The sequence below is a fragment of the Micromonospora sp. BS32 genome (assembly GCF_059089345.1).
In genome coordinates, this window is sequence record NZ_JBSSHR010000007.1 from 152,007 (window position 1) to 167,635 (window position 15,629).

15 protein-coding genes are annotated in these 15,629 nt (G+C 74.1%); 11 read left to right on the plus strand and 4 right to left on the minus strand.

The genetic code is table 11. The features are described from left to right. Positions 1 to 2: 2 nt before the first annotated feature. The 4 genes from AC5RWQ_RS13655 (at position 3) to AC5RWQ_RS13670 (ending at position 4,347) form a co-directional block, all read left to right on the plus strand. The gene (locus tag AC5RWQ_RS13655; RefSeq protein ID WP_494283089.1) at positions 3 to 689 is read left to right on the plus strand and encodes an ABC transporter permease; all 687 of its coding nucleotides are present in this window, start codon (positions 3 to 5) and stop codon (positions 687 to 689) included. Between the two features lie 46 nt (positions 690 to 735). Next, entirely contained in the window at positions 736 to 1,458 is a 723-nt protein-coding gene (locus AC5RWQ_RS13660) for an ABC transporter permease (RefSeq protein ID WP_494283090.1), read from the plus strand. A gap of 157 nt (positions 1,459 to 1,615) precedes the next feature. Beyond that, the gene (locus AC5RWQ_RS13665; protein ID WP_494283091.1) at positions 1,616 to 2,617 is read left to right on the plus strand and encodes a glycine betaine ABC transporter substrate-binding protein; all 1,002 of its coding nucleotides are present in this window, start codon (positions 1,616 to 1,618) and stop codon (positions 2,615 to 2,617) included. A gap of 104 nt (positions 2,618 to 2,721) precedes the next feature. Further along, positions 2,722 to 4,347, plus strand: coding sequence for a hypothetical protein (locus AC5RWQ_RS13670; RefSeq protein ID WP_494283092.1), 1,626 nt, complete (start codon positions 2,722 to 2,724; stop codon positions 4,345 to 4,347). Positions 4,348 to 4,375: 28 nt separating this feature from the next. Here AC5RWQ_RS13670 and AC5RWQ_RS13675 read toward each other — a convergent pair whose 3' ends face one another. Both AC5RWQ_RS13675 and AC5RWQ_RS13680 read right to left on the minus strand, forming a co-directional pair. Next, entirely contained in the window at positions 4,376 to 5,545 is a 1,170-nt protein-coding gene (locus AC5RWQ_RS13675; protein WP_494283093.1) for an NADH-quinone oxidoreductase subunit D, read from the minus strand. Beyond that, positions 5,542 to 6,579 carry an SAM-dependent methyltransferase gene (locus AC5RWQ_RS13680; RefSeq protein ID WP_494283094.1) on the minus strand — a complete coding sequence of 346 codons (1,038 nt, stop codon included), beginning with the start codon at positions 6,577 to 6,579 and terminating at the stop codon, positions 5,542 to 5,544. The genes AC5RWQ_RS13675 and AC5RWQ_RS13680 overlap by 4 nt, the downstream gene beginning before the upstream one ends. A gap of 188 nt (positions 6,580 to 6,767) precedes the next feature. Here AC5RWQ_RS13680 and AC5RWQ_RS13685 point away from each other — a divergent pair, with 188 nt between their 5' ends. The 6 genes from AC5RWQ_RS13685 (at position 6,768) to nadC (ending at position 12,804) form a co-directional block, all read left to right on the plus strand. Continuing rightward, positions 6,768 to 7,745, plus strand: a complete 978-nt coding sequence (locus tag AC5RWQ_RS13685; protein ID WP_494283095.1) for a Rossmann-like and DUF2520 domain-containing protein — start codon at positions 6,768 to 6,770, stop codon at positions 7,743 to 7,745. Positions 7,746 to 7,788: 43 nt separating this feature from the next. Next, on the plus strand, positions 7,789 to 8,637 hold the full coding sequence (gene panC, locus AC5RWQ_RS13690; protein WP_494283096.1) for a pantoate--beta-alanine ligase: 849 nt from the start codon (positions 7,789 to 7,791) through the stop codon (positions 8,635 to 8,637). A 36-nt stretch (positions 8,638 to 8,673) separates the two neighbouring features. After that, the gene (gene panD / locus AC5RWQ_RS13695; RefSeq protein WP_494283097.1) at positions 8,674 to 9,099 is read left to right on the plus strand and encodes an aspartate 1-decarboxylase; all 426 of its coding nucleotides are present in this window, start codon (positions 8,674 to 8,676) and stop codon (positions 9,097 to 9,099) included. Positions 9,100 to 9,187: 88 nt separating this feature from the next. Then, entirely contained in the window at positions 9,188 to 10,084 is an 897-nt protein-coding gene (locus AC5RWQ_RS13700) for a septum formation family protein (protein ID WP_494283098.1), read from the plus strand. A 73-nt stretch (positions 10,085 to 10,157) separates the two neighbouring features. Continuing rightward, complete coding sequence (locus AC5RWQ_RS13705; protein ID WP_494283099.1) at positions 10,158 to 11,852, plus strand: L-aspartate oxidase; 1,695 nt, start codon at positions 10,158 to 10,160, stop codon at positions 11,850 to 11,852. 55 nt (positions 11,853 to 11,907) lie between these two features. Next, positions 11,908 to 12,804 carry a carboxylating nicotinate-nucleotide diphosphorylase gene (nadC, locus tag AC5RWQ_RS13710; RefSeq protein WP_494283100.1) on the plus strand — a complete coding sequence of 299 codons (897 nt, stop codon included), beginning with the start codon at positions 11,908 to 11,910 and terminating at the stop codon, positions 12,802 to 12,804. A gap of 3 nt (positions 12,805 to 12,807) precedes the next feature. On the opposite strand, the gene AC5RWQ_RS13715 is transcribed toward nadC, so the two are convergent. Next, entirely contained in the window at positions 12,808 to 13,905 is a 1,098-nt protein-coding gene (locus tag AC5RWQ_RS13715; RefSeq protein ID WP_494283101.1) for a hypothetical protein, read from the minus strand. Positions 13,906 to 14,021: 116 nt separating this feature from the next. On the opposite strand from AC5RWQ_RS13715, the gene AC5RWQ_RS13720 reads away from it, so the two are divergent. Then, positions 14,022 to 14,780 carry a type III pantothenate kinase gene (locus AC5RWQ_RS13720; protein ID WP_494283102.1) on the plus strand — a complete coding sequence of 253 codons (759 nt, stop codon included), beginning with the start codon at positions 14,022 to 14,024 and terminating at the stop codon, positions 14,778 to 14,780. Between the two features lie 36 nt (positions 14,781 to 14,816). Here the strand turns inward: AC5RWQ_RS13720 and AC5RWQ_RS13725 are convergent, their stop codons facing one another. Further along, complete coding sequence (locus AC5RWQ_RS13725; RefSeq protein ID WP_494283103.1) at positions 14,817 to 15,557, minus strand: class I SAM-dependent methyltransferase; 741 nt, start codon at positions 15,555 to 15,557, stop codon at positions 14,817 to 14,819. Between the last annotated feature and the right edge of the window lie 72 nt (positions 15,558 to 15,629).

Here is a 15,629-nt window from a genome sequence, read left to right on the forward strand (position 1 = left end):
GTGTGTCCTTCCACCTGAGCTACCGGGCCGACCCGGGTAACCCCTGGTTCTCCTGGCAGTACGTGCGGGACAACTCTGACACGATCCTGGCCGCGCTGCGGGAGCACGCCTCGCTGACCGCGCGGGCAGTACTGATCGCCGCCCTGGTGGCCCTGCCGCTGGCGGTGGCCGCGTACTGGTTCAGCCGCCTCGCCGGGCCGATTCTCGCACTCACCGGCGTGCTCTACACGATCCCGTCGCTGGCCCTGTTCGCCTTCATCGCGCCGTACCTGGGCATCGGGGCGGTCACCGTGCTGACCGTGGTGGTGCTGTACGCGCTGCTGGTCATCGTGCGCAACGCGGTGGCCGGGCTCAACCAGGTGCCGCCGGAGGTGCGCGACGCCGCCGAGGGGATGGGGTACGGCCGCTGGGCCCGGCTGTTCCGGATCGACCTGCCGCTGGCGCTGCCCGGCGTCCTCACCGGCGTACGACTGGCCACCGTCTCCACGGTCGCCCTGGTCACCGTCGGGGTGGTGGTCGGCCGGGGTGGCCTGGGCCAGCTCATCTTCGCCGGCTTCCAGAACAACTTCTACAAGGCCCAGATCATGACCGGGACGCTGCTCTGTGTCCTGCTCGCCCTGGTGCTGGACCTGATCCTGGCCGGGCTGGGCCGGCTGCTCACCCCCTGGCTGCGCGGGCGGGCCCGGTGACGGCCCCGGCCACCTCCCCGGCCACGGTCACGGACGGAGGGCGGGCGTGAATCCGGTCGAGCAGGCGGTGCGCTGGATCAATGACCCGCTGAACTGGACCAACCCGGGCGGCATCCTGGACCGGCTCGGCGAGCACCTCAGCATGTCCGCCGCGGCGGTGCTGGTGGGCTGCCTGGTGGCCTGGCCGATCGGGCTCTGGCTGGGGCACAGCGGCCGGGGCGGCGGCGCGGTCGTGCTGATCTCCAACCTGACGCTCTCCATTCCCACCCTGGCGCTGCTGACCATCCTGCCGTTGACCTTCCTCGGCTTCGGCCGGCCGGCGGTGGTGGTGGCGCTCGCGGTCTTCGCCGTGCCGCCGCTGCTGGCCAACGCGTACACCGGGGTGCGGCAGGCCGATCCGGAGGCGCGGGACGCGGCGCGGGGGATGGGGCTGTCCGGTTGGCAGGTGCTGCGCCGGGTGGAGTTGCCGCTGGCGGTGCCGTACCTGGCCGCCGGGTTCCGGACGGCTGCGGTGCAGGTGGTGGCCACCGCCGCGCTCGCGTCGTTCGTCAACGGCGGTGGGCTGGGCCAGATCATCCGGGCCGGGTTCGGGCTGGACATCGCGGCCGGGGGTGGGCAGATCATCGCCGGCGGGGTGCTGGTGGCCGGGCTCGCGCTGCTGGTCGAGGGGCTGCTCGCGGTGGTCGAGCGGCTGGTCACGCCGCGCCCGCTGCGGCGTACCCGGGCGCGGGCCGACCGGCGGGCGGCGGGAGCGATCGCGGGAAGTTGAACCTCCTGGTGACGATCCGGTGACGAACATCCCGCCGAGTTGTCGGTCCCACCCGGAAGATGTTGGGTGGAAACGCGGGCGGCCCGACCGGATCGTCCGTCGGACACGCGGCCGGCCCGATCGGGGCCGCGCCGGGACACGGAAGGCGGGCGCGATCATGCGCGTACGGACACGGCTGGCGGTCGGCGCGGTGGGCGCCCTCACCGTGGCGGGTCTGCTCACCGGGTGCGGGGGCGCCGGCTCGTCCGGCACCGACGCGCCGGAGCAGGGCGCCAGCGGGGCGGGCTGCGCCCCGGTCGCCGGCGACAAGCTGGTCGTCCTCGACGACGACAAGAAGCTCCAGAACACCGACAACATCATCCCGGCGGTCAACGCCGACGCGGCCAAGCCTCAGCTGCTCGCCGCGCTGGACAAGGTCTCCGCGGCGCTGGACACGCCGAAGCTGATCGCGCTCAACAAGGCCGTCGACGTCGACCGCAAGACGCCGAAGTCGGCCGCCGAGGAGTTCGCATCCGCCAACAACATCACCGCCGGCATCGCCAAGGGGCCGGGCGGTCAGATCGTGGTCGGCGCCGGCAACTTCTCCGAGAGCCAGACCCTGGCCGAGCTCTACAACATCGCCCTCACCGCGGCCGGCTACCAGGTCAAGGTGCAGCAGATCGGCAACCGGGAGCTCTACGAGCCGGCCCTGGAGAAGGGTGAGATCCAGGTCGTCCCGGAGTACGCGGCGACCATGGCCGAGTTCCTCAACACCAAGGCCAACGGGCAGAGTGCCACGCCGGTCTCCGCGCCGGAGCTGGACAAGACGGTGACCGCCCTGAAGTCGGAGGGCGACAAGGTCGGCATCACCTTCGGCACCCCGGCCGCCGCGCAGGACCAGAACGCCTTCGCGGTCACCACGGCCTTCGCCGACAAGTACCAGGTGAAGACCCTCTCCGACCTGGCCGCCAAGTGCTCGGGCAAGGCGACGGTGCTGGCCGGGCCGCCGGAGTGCCCGCAGCGGCCGAAGTGCCAGAAGGGTCTGGTCGAGGTCTACGACTTCAAGGCCGGCTCGTTCAGCTCGCTGGACGCCGGTGGCCCGCAGACCAAGAACGCCCTGAAGACGGGGAGCGCCAGCGTGGGCCTGGTCTTCTCGTCCGACGCCGCGCTCGCCGGCTGATCTTCGCCAGCTGCTGAACACCGGGGCCCAGCACGGGAGAACGGGCGGTGAACGGCCCCCGGGACCGTTCCCAGCCAGGGCAACTCTCGGTAGGCTGCACAGCCATGTCGGCCCCGGTCCTTCCCGAAAAGCGCACCGCGTCGCTGCTGACCGTCCTGTTCTGGATCGGTGTGGCGCTCGCTCCGATAGCCGCGCTGATCCTGCTGGTCGCCGACGGCAACGGCCCGCTCCGGTTCGCCGCGGTGCTGGCCATCACGGCGGTGGTCCTGATCGGCCTCTCCATCGCGTTGCGGGCCGACGGCGGTGGCCGGCCGTACGACGACGAGCTGCTGGACGAGCTGGAGCAGCTGCGCCGCGAGCTGCGCGGTGAGATCGTGGCCGCCGCCCAGCGCGGCAACCAGGCACTCGACCAGGCCCAGCGGGTCGATGAGCAGGTCGCCGCCCTGCGTCGACGGCTGGACGCCGCCGCGGCCGGTATCGCCGCCGCCGCCGGCATCAGCGCTCCGGCCGCCGACGAACGGGCCGGCGCCGGCCGGGCCCGGGTACCGGCGCCGGAGCTGCAGCACGACCAGGCGCCGGCCGGTCGCCGTCGGTCGGCCGAGGAGGCCCCGGCCGCCCGCGGCTGGACCGCCCCGGACCGGGAGGACGACGAGCCGGCCGGCCGCCGGTACGGCACCGACCGTGCCGCCGCCGGTCAGCCCGGCGTGTACGGCGGGTCGGCCCGTGAACCGCGCGGCGCCGCCGCCGTCCCGGATTCCGCCCAGCGCCCGCTCGGGGTGGTACGGCACACCGAGACGGTCCACGTCACCACCCGGCACACCGTGGTGGACGGCGCCGACCCGGCGGTCGGCAACGCGTACGCCGGCTACGCCGGCCGTTGGGCGCCGGAGGAGGCCGCCTGGCCGGCCGCCGAGCCGGAGAACGCCTGGCCGGTGCAGTCCGAGCCGGCCGACCGGAGCTGGCCGGGCACCGCCGAGGAACGGTCCCGGGGCGGTCGCTCGCGGGAGGACCGGGCCGCGCCGCGCGACGACCGGTCCTGGGCGGCGCCGGAGCGGGACGACCGGCCCCGGTCGGGCGACGAGCGGGACGAGTGGTCGGCCGGCGAGCGCGACGACCGGTCCTGGTCGGACGGGCAGCGGGGCGAGCGCTCCTGGTCCGGGGCGGCAGAGGACTGTCCCGTCCAGTCCTGGGCCGGCCGGGGGTACCCGGCAGAGGAGGCCGGGGAGTGGTCCGGGGCCCGGGCCGGGGACCGCTGGGCCGAGGTGCGCGACGATGGGAACGCCCGTGAGCTGCGGGTGGGGGAGCGGCGGGCGGAGGTGCACGGCGCCGGCTTCCGGTACGCGGACCGGTGGGCCGAGGTGCGCCACGAGGAGCCGCGCCGGACCGAGGGACGCCGGGAGCACGACCGACCCGGTGGGCAGTGGGGTGACCGGGCCGAGCCGGCGGACCGGCCGGCGCTGCCGGTCGGCGGGGTGCCCGTACCGGAGGAGTGGCGACCGGCCCGCGAGCAGCAACCCGCCGGGGACCGGTGGGAGCAGCCGGCCGAGGAGCGGTGGGGCCGGCAGCCGGTCGAGGCGTGGCGGCCGCCCGCGCAGCGGGACCGGGAGTCGGCCGGGTCCTGGCGGGCCCCGGAGCCGGAGCCGCGCGCTCGCCAGCAGTGGGACGGCGAGGAGCGGTACGGCTACCCGCCGCCGGACGACGTCCCGCGCGCCGGCGGTAGCTGGCGCTGACCTGGCCGCGGGTCCACGGCCGGGCCGGTCACTTGTCGATGTCGCCGACCACGAAGAACATCGAGCCGAGGATGGCGATCAGGTCCGGCACCAGGCAGCCGGGGAGCAGGGTGGCCAGCGCCTGCACGTTGGCGTACGAGGCGGTGCGCAGCTTGAGCCGCCACGGGGTCTTCTCGCCCCGGGACACCAGGTAGTAGCCGTTGATGCCGAGCGGGTTCTCGGTCCAGGCGTAGGTGTGCCCCTCCGGGGCCTTGAGCACCTTCGGCAGCCGGGTGTTGATCGGGCCGGTGAGCCGGTCCACCCGGTCCAGGCACTGCTCGGCGAGGTCGAGCGAGGCGTACACCTGGTCGAGCAGTACCTCGAAGCGGGCGTGGCAGTCCCCGGCGGTCCTGGTGACCACCGGGACGTCCAGCTGGTCGTAGGCGAGGTAGGGCTCGTCCCGGCGCAGGTCCAGGTCGAGGCCGGAGGCCCGGGCGACCGGCCCGGACGCGCCGAACGCGGCGGCGTCGGCGGCGGAGAGCACCCCCACCCCGACGGTGCGGGCCAGGAAGATCTCGTTGCGCCGGATGAGGTGGTCCAGGTCCGGCATCCGCCGGCGCACCTCGCCGATCGCGGCCCGGGCCCGGCCGGTCCAGCCGGCCGGGACCTCCTCCTTGAGCCCGCCGACCCGGTTGAACATGTAGTGGATCCGACCGCCGGAGACCTCCTCCATGACGGCCTGGATGGTCTCCCGCTCCCGGAAGGCGTAGAAGACCGGGGTGATCGCGCCGATCTCCAGCGGGTACGAGCCGAGGAACATCAGGTGGTTGAGGACCCGGTTCAGCTCGGCGAGCGCCATCCGCAGCCAGACCGCGCGCTCCGGCACCTCCATGCCCATCAGCCGTTCGACGGCGAGCACGACGCCCAGTTCGTTGGAGAACGCGGAGAGCCAGTCGTGCCGGTTGGCCAGCACGATGATCTGCCGGTAGTCGCGTACCTCGAAGAGCTTCTCCGCGCCCCGGTGCATGTACCCGACGATCGGTTCGGCGGAGATCACCCGTTCGCCGTCGAGCACCAGCTTCAGTCGGAGCACGCCGTGCGTGGAGGGGTGCTGCGGCCCGATGTTGAGCACCATGTCGGTGCCGAGCTGCTCCCCGCCGGCCCCGGTGCCGACGGTCAGTTCGCGGAGGTCGCCGGCATCGGTGGTCATGTCCGTCATCGTGCCATGGACGGCCCGCCGTACCGGTGCTGCACGCCCACCTGCTGGAGCAGCCACCAGTGCCCGCCGAGCCCGGCCGGGTCGGTCAGCTCGGCCGCCGCCGACGCGGCGGCCAGCGCCCGCACGTACCCGGCCGGGTCGGAACCGGCCAGGCTCAGCGGCGGTCGGCCGCCGTCGGCCCCGAGCGCCCGCAGCGCCTCCCGCTGCACCATCAGGGAGTACGCGCACCGGGCGACCCGTTCACCGGCGGAGGCGACGGAGTCCATGGCGACGTGCGCGGTGACGTCGCACGACCCGTCCGGCACCGGCGGCACCTGCCGGCCGTTCCGGTACCCGGTCAACGTTCCGTCGACCGGCCGGTCGTCCCGCAGCTGCCCGTAGTCCACGGCCAGGGCCAGCCCGCGCTCAATCCGGCCGACGGCGTCCGCCCACGCCTCGTCCCGGCTCCGCCCGATCTCCGCCCGGCCGGCCATCCCGCCGCCCGCGCTGGGCCACCAGTGGTCGAGCCAGTCCATGTCGGCGGGTTCGACCGGGTCGCCGACCGACTCCGTGCCGGTGGTCGGGTCGACCAGCAGGTAGCGCCAGCCGTCGTCGGTGGGTACGGCCAGGTCGAGGGGGACGTTGTCCAGCCATTCGGTGGCGATCAGCAGGCCGACGATCCCCGTCGGGATCTCGTCGCACCACCCGATCTCCGCCGGCAGGTCGTCGGGTCGGGCGGCCCGCTCGACGGCGGTGAGCCGTACCCGATCGGCGAGCGGGGGGCCGGCGGTGGCCGAGGTGGCCGGGGAGATCGCGGTGGCCAGGGCGCGGAGCAACTCGCCCCGCCCCGCTCCCACGTCGACCACCTGCAGGACCGGCGGGTGGCCGAGGGTCGCGTCGACCTGCTCGACCAGGCGGAGCAGGGCCGACGCGAAGACCGGGGAGGCGTGCACGCTGGTGCGGAAGTGGGCCGCCGGCCCCGCCCCCGAGACGAAGAAGCCGTCCGGGCCGTAGAGCGCACGGTCCATCGCGTCGCGCCAGCGCGTCGGTTTCATTCCTCGTTCAGGGGGCGTCACCGTGCCGACCCTACGGTGGGCGGCACCCACCGGCGGGGCCGCCGCGCACCCCGGGGCGGCCCGGTCCCACCGGTGGTGAAGGTTTTCACACATGCTTGTTTGGGCTCTGTAACCCCGGCGCATACTTGCGGTCGACCGGTACCCCCTTCGAGGACTGGATCGATGCCATGAGCGCACCGCTGCGCCCGCGTCCGGCCGCCCCGCGTGAGGCCGCCGTATTGTCGGGCGGCGCCGGATCCGGCGCCCCGCTCACCTTTCCCCGCACCCTGACCGTCGGCGTCATCGGCGCCGGCCGGGTCGGCGCCGTGCTGGGCGCGGCACTCGTCGCCGCCGGCCACCGGGTGGTCGCCGCCTCGGGAGTCTCCGGCGCCGCCAAGGCCCGGATCGCCCTGCTGCTGCCCGGCGCCCGCAACCGCTCCGCCACCTCGGTAGCCCGGGCCGCGACGGACCTGCTGCTGATCGCCGTGCCGGACGACGCCCTCGCGAGCGTGGTCGCCGGGCTGGCCGAGACCGGCGCGCTGCGCCCCGGTCAGGTGGTGGCGCACACCTCCGGCGCACACGGCCTGGCCGTCCTCGACCCGGCCGCCGCGGTGGGCGCCCGGCCACTGGCCCTGCACCCCGCGATGACCTTCACCGGTACCCCGGACGACCTCACCCGCCTCACCGGCATCTCGTACGGGGTGACCGCCCCGGCGGAGCTGCGTCCACTGGCCGCCCGGCTCGTCGCCGACCTGGGCGGGGTGCCCGAGTGGGTGGGCGAGGCGGACCGGCCGCTCTACCACGCGGCGCTGGCGCACGGCGCCAACCACCTGGTCACCCTGGTCAACGAGGCGGCCGACCGGCTGCGCGACGCCGGGGTGGCGAATCCGGAGAAGGTGCTGGCCCCGCTGCTGCGGGCCGCGCTGGAGAACGCGCTGCGCCTCGGCGACGACGCGCTGACCGGCCCGGTGTCCCGGGGTGACGCGGGCACCGTGCGGCGGCACCTGGACCGGCTGGCGGAGACCGCCCCGGAATCCGTGGCCCCCTACCTGGCGTTGGCCCGACGGAGCGCCGATCGGGCGATCGCGGCGGGCCGGCTGCGGCCGGTGGACGCGGAGTCGCTGCTCGACGTGCTGGCGGGCATCCATCGGGAGGTAGCAGCGTGAGCGTGATCTCGCGGGCGGCGCGGTCGCGGACGGAGGTGACGGCATGACGGAGCTGGTGCACACGCGGGCGGAGCTGGCGAAGGCCCGGGACGGGCTGACCGGCACGGTCGGCGTGGTGATGACCATGGGTGCGCTGCACTCGGGCCACGAGGCGCTGCTCCGGGCGGCCCGGGAGCGGGTCGACCACGTCGTCGTGACGATCTTCGTGAACCCGTTGCAGTTCGGCCCGAACGAGGACTTCGACCGGTACCCGCGCACCCTCGACGCGGACCTGGAGATCTGCCGCCGGGCCGGCGCGGACGTGGTGTTCGCCCCGTCGGTGGCCGACATGTACCCGGACGGGCAGCCCCGGGTCCGGGTGAACCCGGGCCCGCTCGGCGAGGACCTGGAGGGGCAGAGCCGGCCGGGCTTCTTCCACGGAGTGCTGACCGTGGTCCTGAAGCTGCTCCAGCTCACCCGCCCCGACCTGGCCTTCTTCGGTGAGAAGGACTACCAGCAGCTCACCCTGGTCCGGCGGATGGCGCGGGACCTGGACGTACCGGTCGAGGTGGTCGGCGTGCCGACGGTCCGCGAGCCGGACGGGCTGGCGTTGTCCAGCCGCAACCGGTACCTCTCCCCGGAGGAGCGGCGCACCGCGCTGAGCCTGTCGGTGGCGCTGCGGGCCGGCGTCGCCGCGGCCGAGGCGGGGCACGACGCGGGCGGCGTGCTGGCCGAGGCGCACCGGGCGTTCGGCGCGTCCGGCGCGGACGCCCGGCTCGACTACCTGGTGCTCACCGATCCGGACCTGGAACCCGGCCCGGTGGCGGGCCCGGCCCGGCTGCTGGTGGCGGCCTGGGTGGGCGGCACCCGGCTGATCGACAACCTGGCGATCCGGCTCGCCCCCCGTTCCTGAACACCCACCACCACACCCTGCTGAAAGGCACCCTTGATGTTCCGGACCATGCTGAAGTCGAAGATCCACCGGGCCACGGTGACCCAGGCCGACCTGCACTACGTCGGTTCGGTGACCGTGGACCAGGATCTGCTCGACGCCGCCGACCTGCTCCCCGGCGAGCAGGTGGCGATCGTGGACGTGACGAACGGTGCCCGGCTGGAGACGTACGTGATCCCGGGCGAGCGGGGCAGCGGCGTGATCGGCATCAACGGCGCCGCGGCGCACCTGGTGCACCCCGGTGACCTGGTCATCCTCATCTCGTACGGGCAGATGGACGACGCCGAGGCGCGGTCGTACCAGCCCCGGGTGGTGCACGTCGACGCCGACAACCGGGTGGTCGAGCTGGGCGCCGACCCGGCCGCCGTGGCCCCCGGCACCGCCGGCGATCCCGTCTCCAGCCCGTTGGCCGTCCTCGGCTGAGCCAGGCATCCGGTCTGTCACCGGAAGGTCATTTTTGGTTACCCTGGTCGAACCGTCGGATTGACGGTCGTCGCCGGGGGAGGCCGCGATGCGCCGTGCGATGACGATCGTGGTCGCCGCGTTGCTGGCGGCGGCGCTGCTGGCCGGCTGCGGGAACGCGGCCGGGCTGGACGGGAATCTCACCGACGACTGGGCGGCGCTGCCCACGGCGGCCGCGTTCACTCCGGCGGCCGGCGTCTGCCAGGTCGCCGACTTCGCCGACGAGGTCCCGCTGGCCGGATACGCCCCGGTCGACTGCGCGGTGCCGCACCGGGTGGAGACCGTGCACGTGGGTGCCTTCCCGGGCGACCGCCCGACCCGTCCAGCCACCGGTTCGGCGGAGCTGCGCGGCGCCTTCGCCGAGTGCGACGCGCGCGCCACCGGGTACGTCGGCGACGACTGGCGGGCCGGCCGGCTGCGGCTGGCCGTGGCGCTGCCCACCACCCCCGGCTGGGCGGCCGGTTCCCGCTGGTACCGCTGCGACGTCAGCGAGCTCACCACGGTGGAGGCGGCGGCCACGGTGGTGACCCGGACGGGCAGTCTCCGCGACGCGCTGCGGGGCGCCTCGGCGCTACGGCTGGGCTGCCAGCAGTCCCGGGCCGGGAGCACCCTGGGGGTGCGCACGCTGACCCCGGTCGGCTGCGGCACCGCCCACGACGCCGAGTTCGTCGGGGTGTGGAAGGCGCCGGACCGTCCCTTTCCCACCCGGGACGTCGACTGGCTGCCGGTCTACGCCGGCTGCCGCGGTGCGATCAGCCGGTACGTCGGTGTGCCGGACGACGCCGAGCTGCGCTTCCGCGGCGACGTGGTGGTCCGGCCGCCCGGGGCCGGGCGCTGGCGGGTCGGCGACCGGGGCGTCCGCTGCTACCTGTGGCTCAGCAACCGCACGGTGACCGCCTCGCTGAAGGGCGCCGGCCCGGCCGGCCTGCCACTACGGACGAGGTAGCGGACGCCGTAGTCCAAACCACTCGTCCCGCCCCCGCCGCCCAGGGTGAGGGCCGTTCGGGTTGACTGTGTCCATGGAACTTCGGACCGTCGACCTGCCGGCCCTGCCCAGGCTGCTGGCCGCTCCCGCGCCCGGCTGGGTGGAGACCACCGACGTGATCGTGGTCGGTTCCGGGGTGGCCGGGCTCACCGCCGCGCTGCACCTGCGCGAGGCGGGCCTGCATGTCACCGTCGTCACGAAGGTCAACATCGACGACGGCTCCACCCGCTGGGCGCAGGGCGGGATCGCCGCGGTGCTCGACCCGGCGGACACCCCGGCCGCGCACGCGTACGACACCGAGGTCGCCGGGGTCGGCCTCTGTGACCCGGCGGCGGTGCGGGTGCTGGTCGAGGAGGGGCCGCCCCGGCTGCGGGAGCTGATGCGGATCGGCGCCGAGTTCGACCGCCACCCGGACGGCTCGCTGATGCTGACCCGCGAGGGCGGCCACCGGGCCGACCGGATCGTGCACGCCGGCGGGGACGCGACCGGCGCCGAGGTGCAGCGGGCGCTGCACGCCGCGGTCCGCCGCGACCCGTGGATCCGGCTGGTCGAGCACGCCCTGGTGCTGGACCTGCTGCGCGCCCCCGGCGACGGCCCGGACGGGCTGGGCCCGGCCTGCGGCATCACCCTGCACGTGCTCGGCGAGGGCAGCGAGGACGGCGTCGGCGCGCTGCTGGCCCGGGCGGTGGTGCTGGCCACCGGCGGGATGGGCCAGATCTTCGCGGCCACCACCAACCCGGCGGTCTCCACGGGCGACGGGGTGGCGCTGGCGATGCGGGCCGGCGCGGCCGTCACCGACGTCGAGTTCGTCCAGTTCCACCCGACCGCGCTGATCGTGCCCGAGCACGCCCGGGTGCCGGGCGCGGGACTGGCCCAGCAGCCGCTGGTCTCGGAGGCGCTGCGCGGCGAGGGCGCCCACCTGGTCGACGGCGACGGCAAGCGGTTCATGGTGGGGCAGCACGAGCTGGCCGAGCTGGCCCCCCGGGACGTGGTCGCCAAGGGCATCCACCGGGTGCTGCTGGCGACCGGCGCGGACCACGTCTTCCTCGACGCCCGGCACCTCGGCGGGGACTTCCTCGCCGGGCGCTTCCCGACCATCGTGGCGTCCTGCCTGGCCATCGGGGTGGACCCGGCGACCGACCTGATCCCGGTGGCCCCGGCCGCCCACTACGCCTCCGGTGGCGTCCGCACCGACCTGCGCGGCCGCACCTCCATCCCCGGCCTGTACGCCTGCGGCGAGGTCGCCTGCACCGGCGTGCACGGCGCGAACCGGCTGGCCAGCAACTCGCTGCTGGAGGGGCTGGTCTTCTCCCGCCGGATCGCCGAGGACGTCGCCGCCGGGCTGCCGGAGCAGGCGAAGCCGGCGGAGACCGGGGCCTGGGTGGGCGGCGAGGGCTGGGTGGTGCCGGCGCAGGGCACGGCGACGCTGCAACGGGCGATGACCCGGGGCGCGGGCGTGCTCCGTTCGGCGGAGACGCTCGTCGCGACGGCGGGCACCCTGACCGAGGTCGGCCAGGGGCGCGGCACCCCGCGGACCGCCGACTGGGAGGCGACGAACCTGATCACCGTGGCGTCGACCCTGGTCGCCGCCGCGTACATACGCCAGGAGACCCGGGGGTGCCACTGGCGGGAGGACTTCCCGACGGCCGACGAGCGGTGGCGCGGCCACCTGGTCGAGGCGGTCGGGGCGCAGGGCAGGGTGACGCAGCGGTGGGAGGAGTCGGCGTGAGCGCGAGGAGTGAGCCGATCTTGCGAGCCCCGCAGTCGCGAACTGAGGAGGCAGCGTGAGGTCAGGCACGGAGCGGGCGTTGCGGGAGGCCGGCCTGGACCCGGAACGGGTCCGGCGGGTGATCGTGGACGCGCTCACCGAGGATCTGGGGCTGGACTTCCTCGACGTCACCAGCGTCGCCACCATCCCCGACGCGCAGACCGACACCGCCGACCTGGTGGCCCGGGCCGACGGCGTGGTCGCCGGGCTGGCCGTGGCCGCGGCCGTCTTCGAGCTGGTGGGCGAGGTGACCGGGTCGGACCGTACCGTCGAGGTGTCGGTGGTGGCCCACGACGGCGCGCGGGTGGCGCGCGGCGACGTGCTGGCGACGGTGACCGGCCCGACCCGGTTGCTGCTCACCGCCGAGCGCACCGCGCTGAACCTGCTCTGCCGGATGTCCGGGGTGGCCACCCACACCCGGGCCTGGGCGGACGCGCTGGCCGGCACGAAGGCGATGGTGCTGGACACCCGGAAGACCACTCCGGGCCTGCGGGCGCTGGAGAAGTACGCGGTGCGGGCCGGCGGCGGCACCAACAAGCGGATGGGCCTGCACGACGTCGCCATGATCAAGGACAACCACAAGCTGGCCGCCGGCGGGATCGCGCCGGCTTACCGGCGGGTGCGGGAAGCCTTCCCGGACGTCCCGGTGCAGGTGGAGGTGGACACCCTCGCCGAGGCGGTGGAGGCCGTCGAGGCGGGGGCGGACTTCCTGCTGCTGGACAACATGACCCCGGCGCTGCTGCGCGAGGTGGTCGCGGCGGTGGGCGACCGGGCCGAGCTGGAGGCGACCGGCGGGCTGACCCTGCCGGTGGCTGCCGAGTACGGCGCGACGGGCGTGGACTTCATCTCGGTGGGCGCGCTGACCCACTCGTCGCCCATCCTGGACATCGCGCTGGACCTCCGGGAGGTGTGACGGTCAGGTCAGCTGCCGGGTGAGCGTGGCGACGACGAGGTTGAAGATGACCTGGTTCTCGGTGTCGTCCCGGCCGTCCAGGCCGTACTTCGCACGGAAGAGCTGGAGCGCACGTTGGTAGACCTCGGGCTCCAGCTCGTCCGCCTCGCCGAGGGCAAACGCCTGGCCGGCGGCCTCCGGCCGGTCCAGCACCACGCTCAGCCCGGCCAGCCCGTGCCGGGCCACGTTGCGCACGAGGTCCGCGCCGGCGATGTACCAGGTGCCGTCGACCCGGACGTAGCGTGCCTCGCACGATTCCAGCTCGGTGCCGCCGCGCCGGAGGCAGACGCTCAGATGCAGGCAGGCGTCGAGGTCGCGGACCGGTGCGGTCTCCCACAGCTCGGTGAACCGGTCGTCGACGAACTCACCGAGCGGGGTGGAGACGAACGCCTCCAGCTGCTGGGCGTCGAAGGTCTTGCCGTGCACGGGGAAGAAGGAGATGAACGCCTTGTGATCCCAGCGGTACATCTGGACCGAGGGCGCGGTCGCGTACGTCCGTACCTGGAGCCGGGACCGGGCGGCCGGGGCGAGCTGTTGCTGAAGCTGCCCGAAGTGGTACAGGTTGTTCATGATCGCGATGGCGGCGTCCGCGCGGCGCAGCTCCTCGGCGCGGAGCCGGACGGCGGGTGAGTCCGGGTCGAGCAGCAGCACCTTGACCATCGCGCCGTCGTTGAGCGCGAACCGCAACGCGGACAGAAAGCGCGACGTGTAGGGCCCCTCCAGCATGCTGGTGAAGGTCTCCAGGATCGCGACGGTCTCCCGGGACTGAGCGATCCGCTGGATCAGCGCGTCCCGGTCCAGCCGGGGGTGCTCGATGATGGTCGCGGTCTGGAGCTCCCGGAAGAGCGGGTTGAGCACGAGGTAGGTCAGGAGGGTCATGATCAGTGCCGTGCCGATGTTCAGGTAGAGGTCGCCGCGGAAGGTCTGCCCGTCCCGCTGGTCGGACCGCCAGGCCCCGACGACCATCCAGAGCGCGCCGCCGGCCAGCGCCATGAGCACGAGCAGGTGCCGTTGGCGTCGACGCAGTGCGTTACGCCCCCGGGCCCACCACATCCTCGACATGTCCGCTCCCCGTCCGGCCGCCACGGATAGAACCATGTTCATGTCGCGATGGCTCCAGAGTACGGTTAGCCCGCCGCTGCGCGCCCGCCCGGCCGCGGGTTGTCTAGGCTGCGTGCGTGCTGCTCTGCATCGACATCGGAAACACCAACACCGTGCTGGCGACCTTCGACGGCGACAAGCTGGTGCACTCCTGGCGGATTAAGACCGACGCCCGGTCCACCGCGGACGAGCTGGGCCTGATGTTCCGCGGGCTGCTGGCCGGTGACGCCGTGGAGATCACCGGGGTGGCCGCCTGCTCGACCGTGCCGGCCGCGCTGCGCTCGCTGCGCGCCATGCTGGGCCGGTACTACGCCGACCTGCCCCACGTGATCGTCGAGCCGGGGGTACGCACCGGCGTGCAGCTGGCCATCGACAACCCGAAGGAGGTCGGCTCCGACCGGGTGGTGAACACCTTGGCGGCGTACACCCTCTACGGCGGTCCGTCGATCGTGGTGGACTTCGGCACCACCACCAACTTCGACGTGATCAGCGGTCGGGGCGAGTTCCTCGGCGGGGCGTTCGCCCCGGGCATCGAGATCTCCTTCGACGCGCTCGCCGCCCGGGCCGCGCAGCTGCGCAAGGTGGAGGCGACCAAGCCCCGCTCGGTGATCGGCAAGAACACCGTGGAGTGCCTCCAGTCCGGCCTCTACTTCGGCTTCGCCGGCCAGGTGGACCGGATCGTCGAGCGGATGATCGAGGAGCTGGGCGAGGTGAAGGCGGTGATCGCCACCGGCGGCCTCGCCTCGGTGGTGATCGGGGAGTGCCGGACCATCACCCACCACGAGCCGATGATCACCCTGATCGGCCTGCGGATGGTCTACGAGCGCAACACCTGACCCCGGCCGCCGCCGGGGTCGGGCGTCGCGCCGGGCTCAGCGCCGCCGGGCCCGGAAGACCAGCGTCTGGTACGGCAGCTCGACGGTCTCCCGCCCGGCCAGGTCCGGGTGGGTGGCGAAGAGTTCGCGCAGCTCCCGGTCGACCCGCTGCCGTTCCTCCGCGGGCGCGGTCAGCCAGGACGAGCGGGTGCGCAGCATGCCGATCACCTCGTCGGGGGTGCCCGTGGTCCGGTGCGTGTACCGGGCCAGCTCCACCGGTCCGAAGGCCGGCCCGAAGTCGGTGACCTTCTCGACTAGGTCGCCGGAGTCGTTCCGCATACCGGCGATCCGACCCAGCTCCGTCACCCATTCGACGCTGTCGTCCCGGCTGTTCCAGATGGGGGCGAACGTCCCGCCCGTCCGGATCACCCGGGCGATCTCGGCGTGCGCCCGCTCCTTGTCGAACCAGTGGTACGCCTGCCCCACCAGCACCGCGTCCACCGCCCCGTCGGGCAGCGGCACCGCCTCGGCCGTGCCCGCGAGCGCCGTGACGCCGGGGGTGACCGCGTCCAGCCGGGCCCGCATCCCCGGGTCGGGCTCCACCGGCAACACCTGGTGGCCGAGGTCGAGGATCTGCCGGGTGAGGATGCCCGTGCCGGCGCCGAGGTCGACCACCCGGGGCGGGTTGCCGACGTCCGCCAGGGCCCAAACCACCGCCTCGCGGGGATAGCGGGGGCGGAACCGGTCGTACTCCCTTGCCGCCGCGCCGAACGAGAGGGCGTGAGTGGGGTCCGTCATGGCGGGCAGGTTATCCCGTTACGGCCACCTGGGGGCTTGAGTACGCTCGGGGCCTGACCCCGCCGATATCTC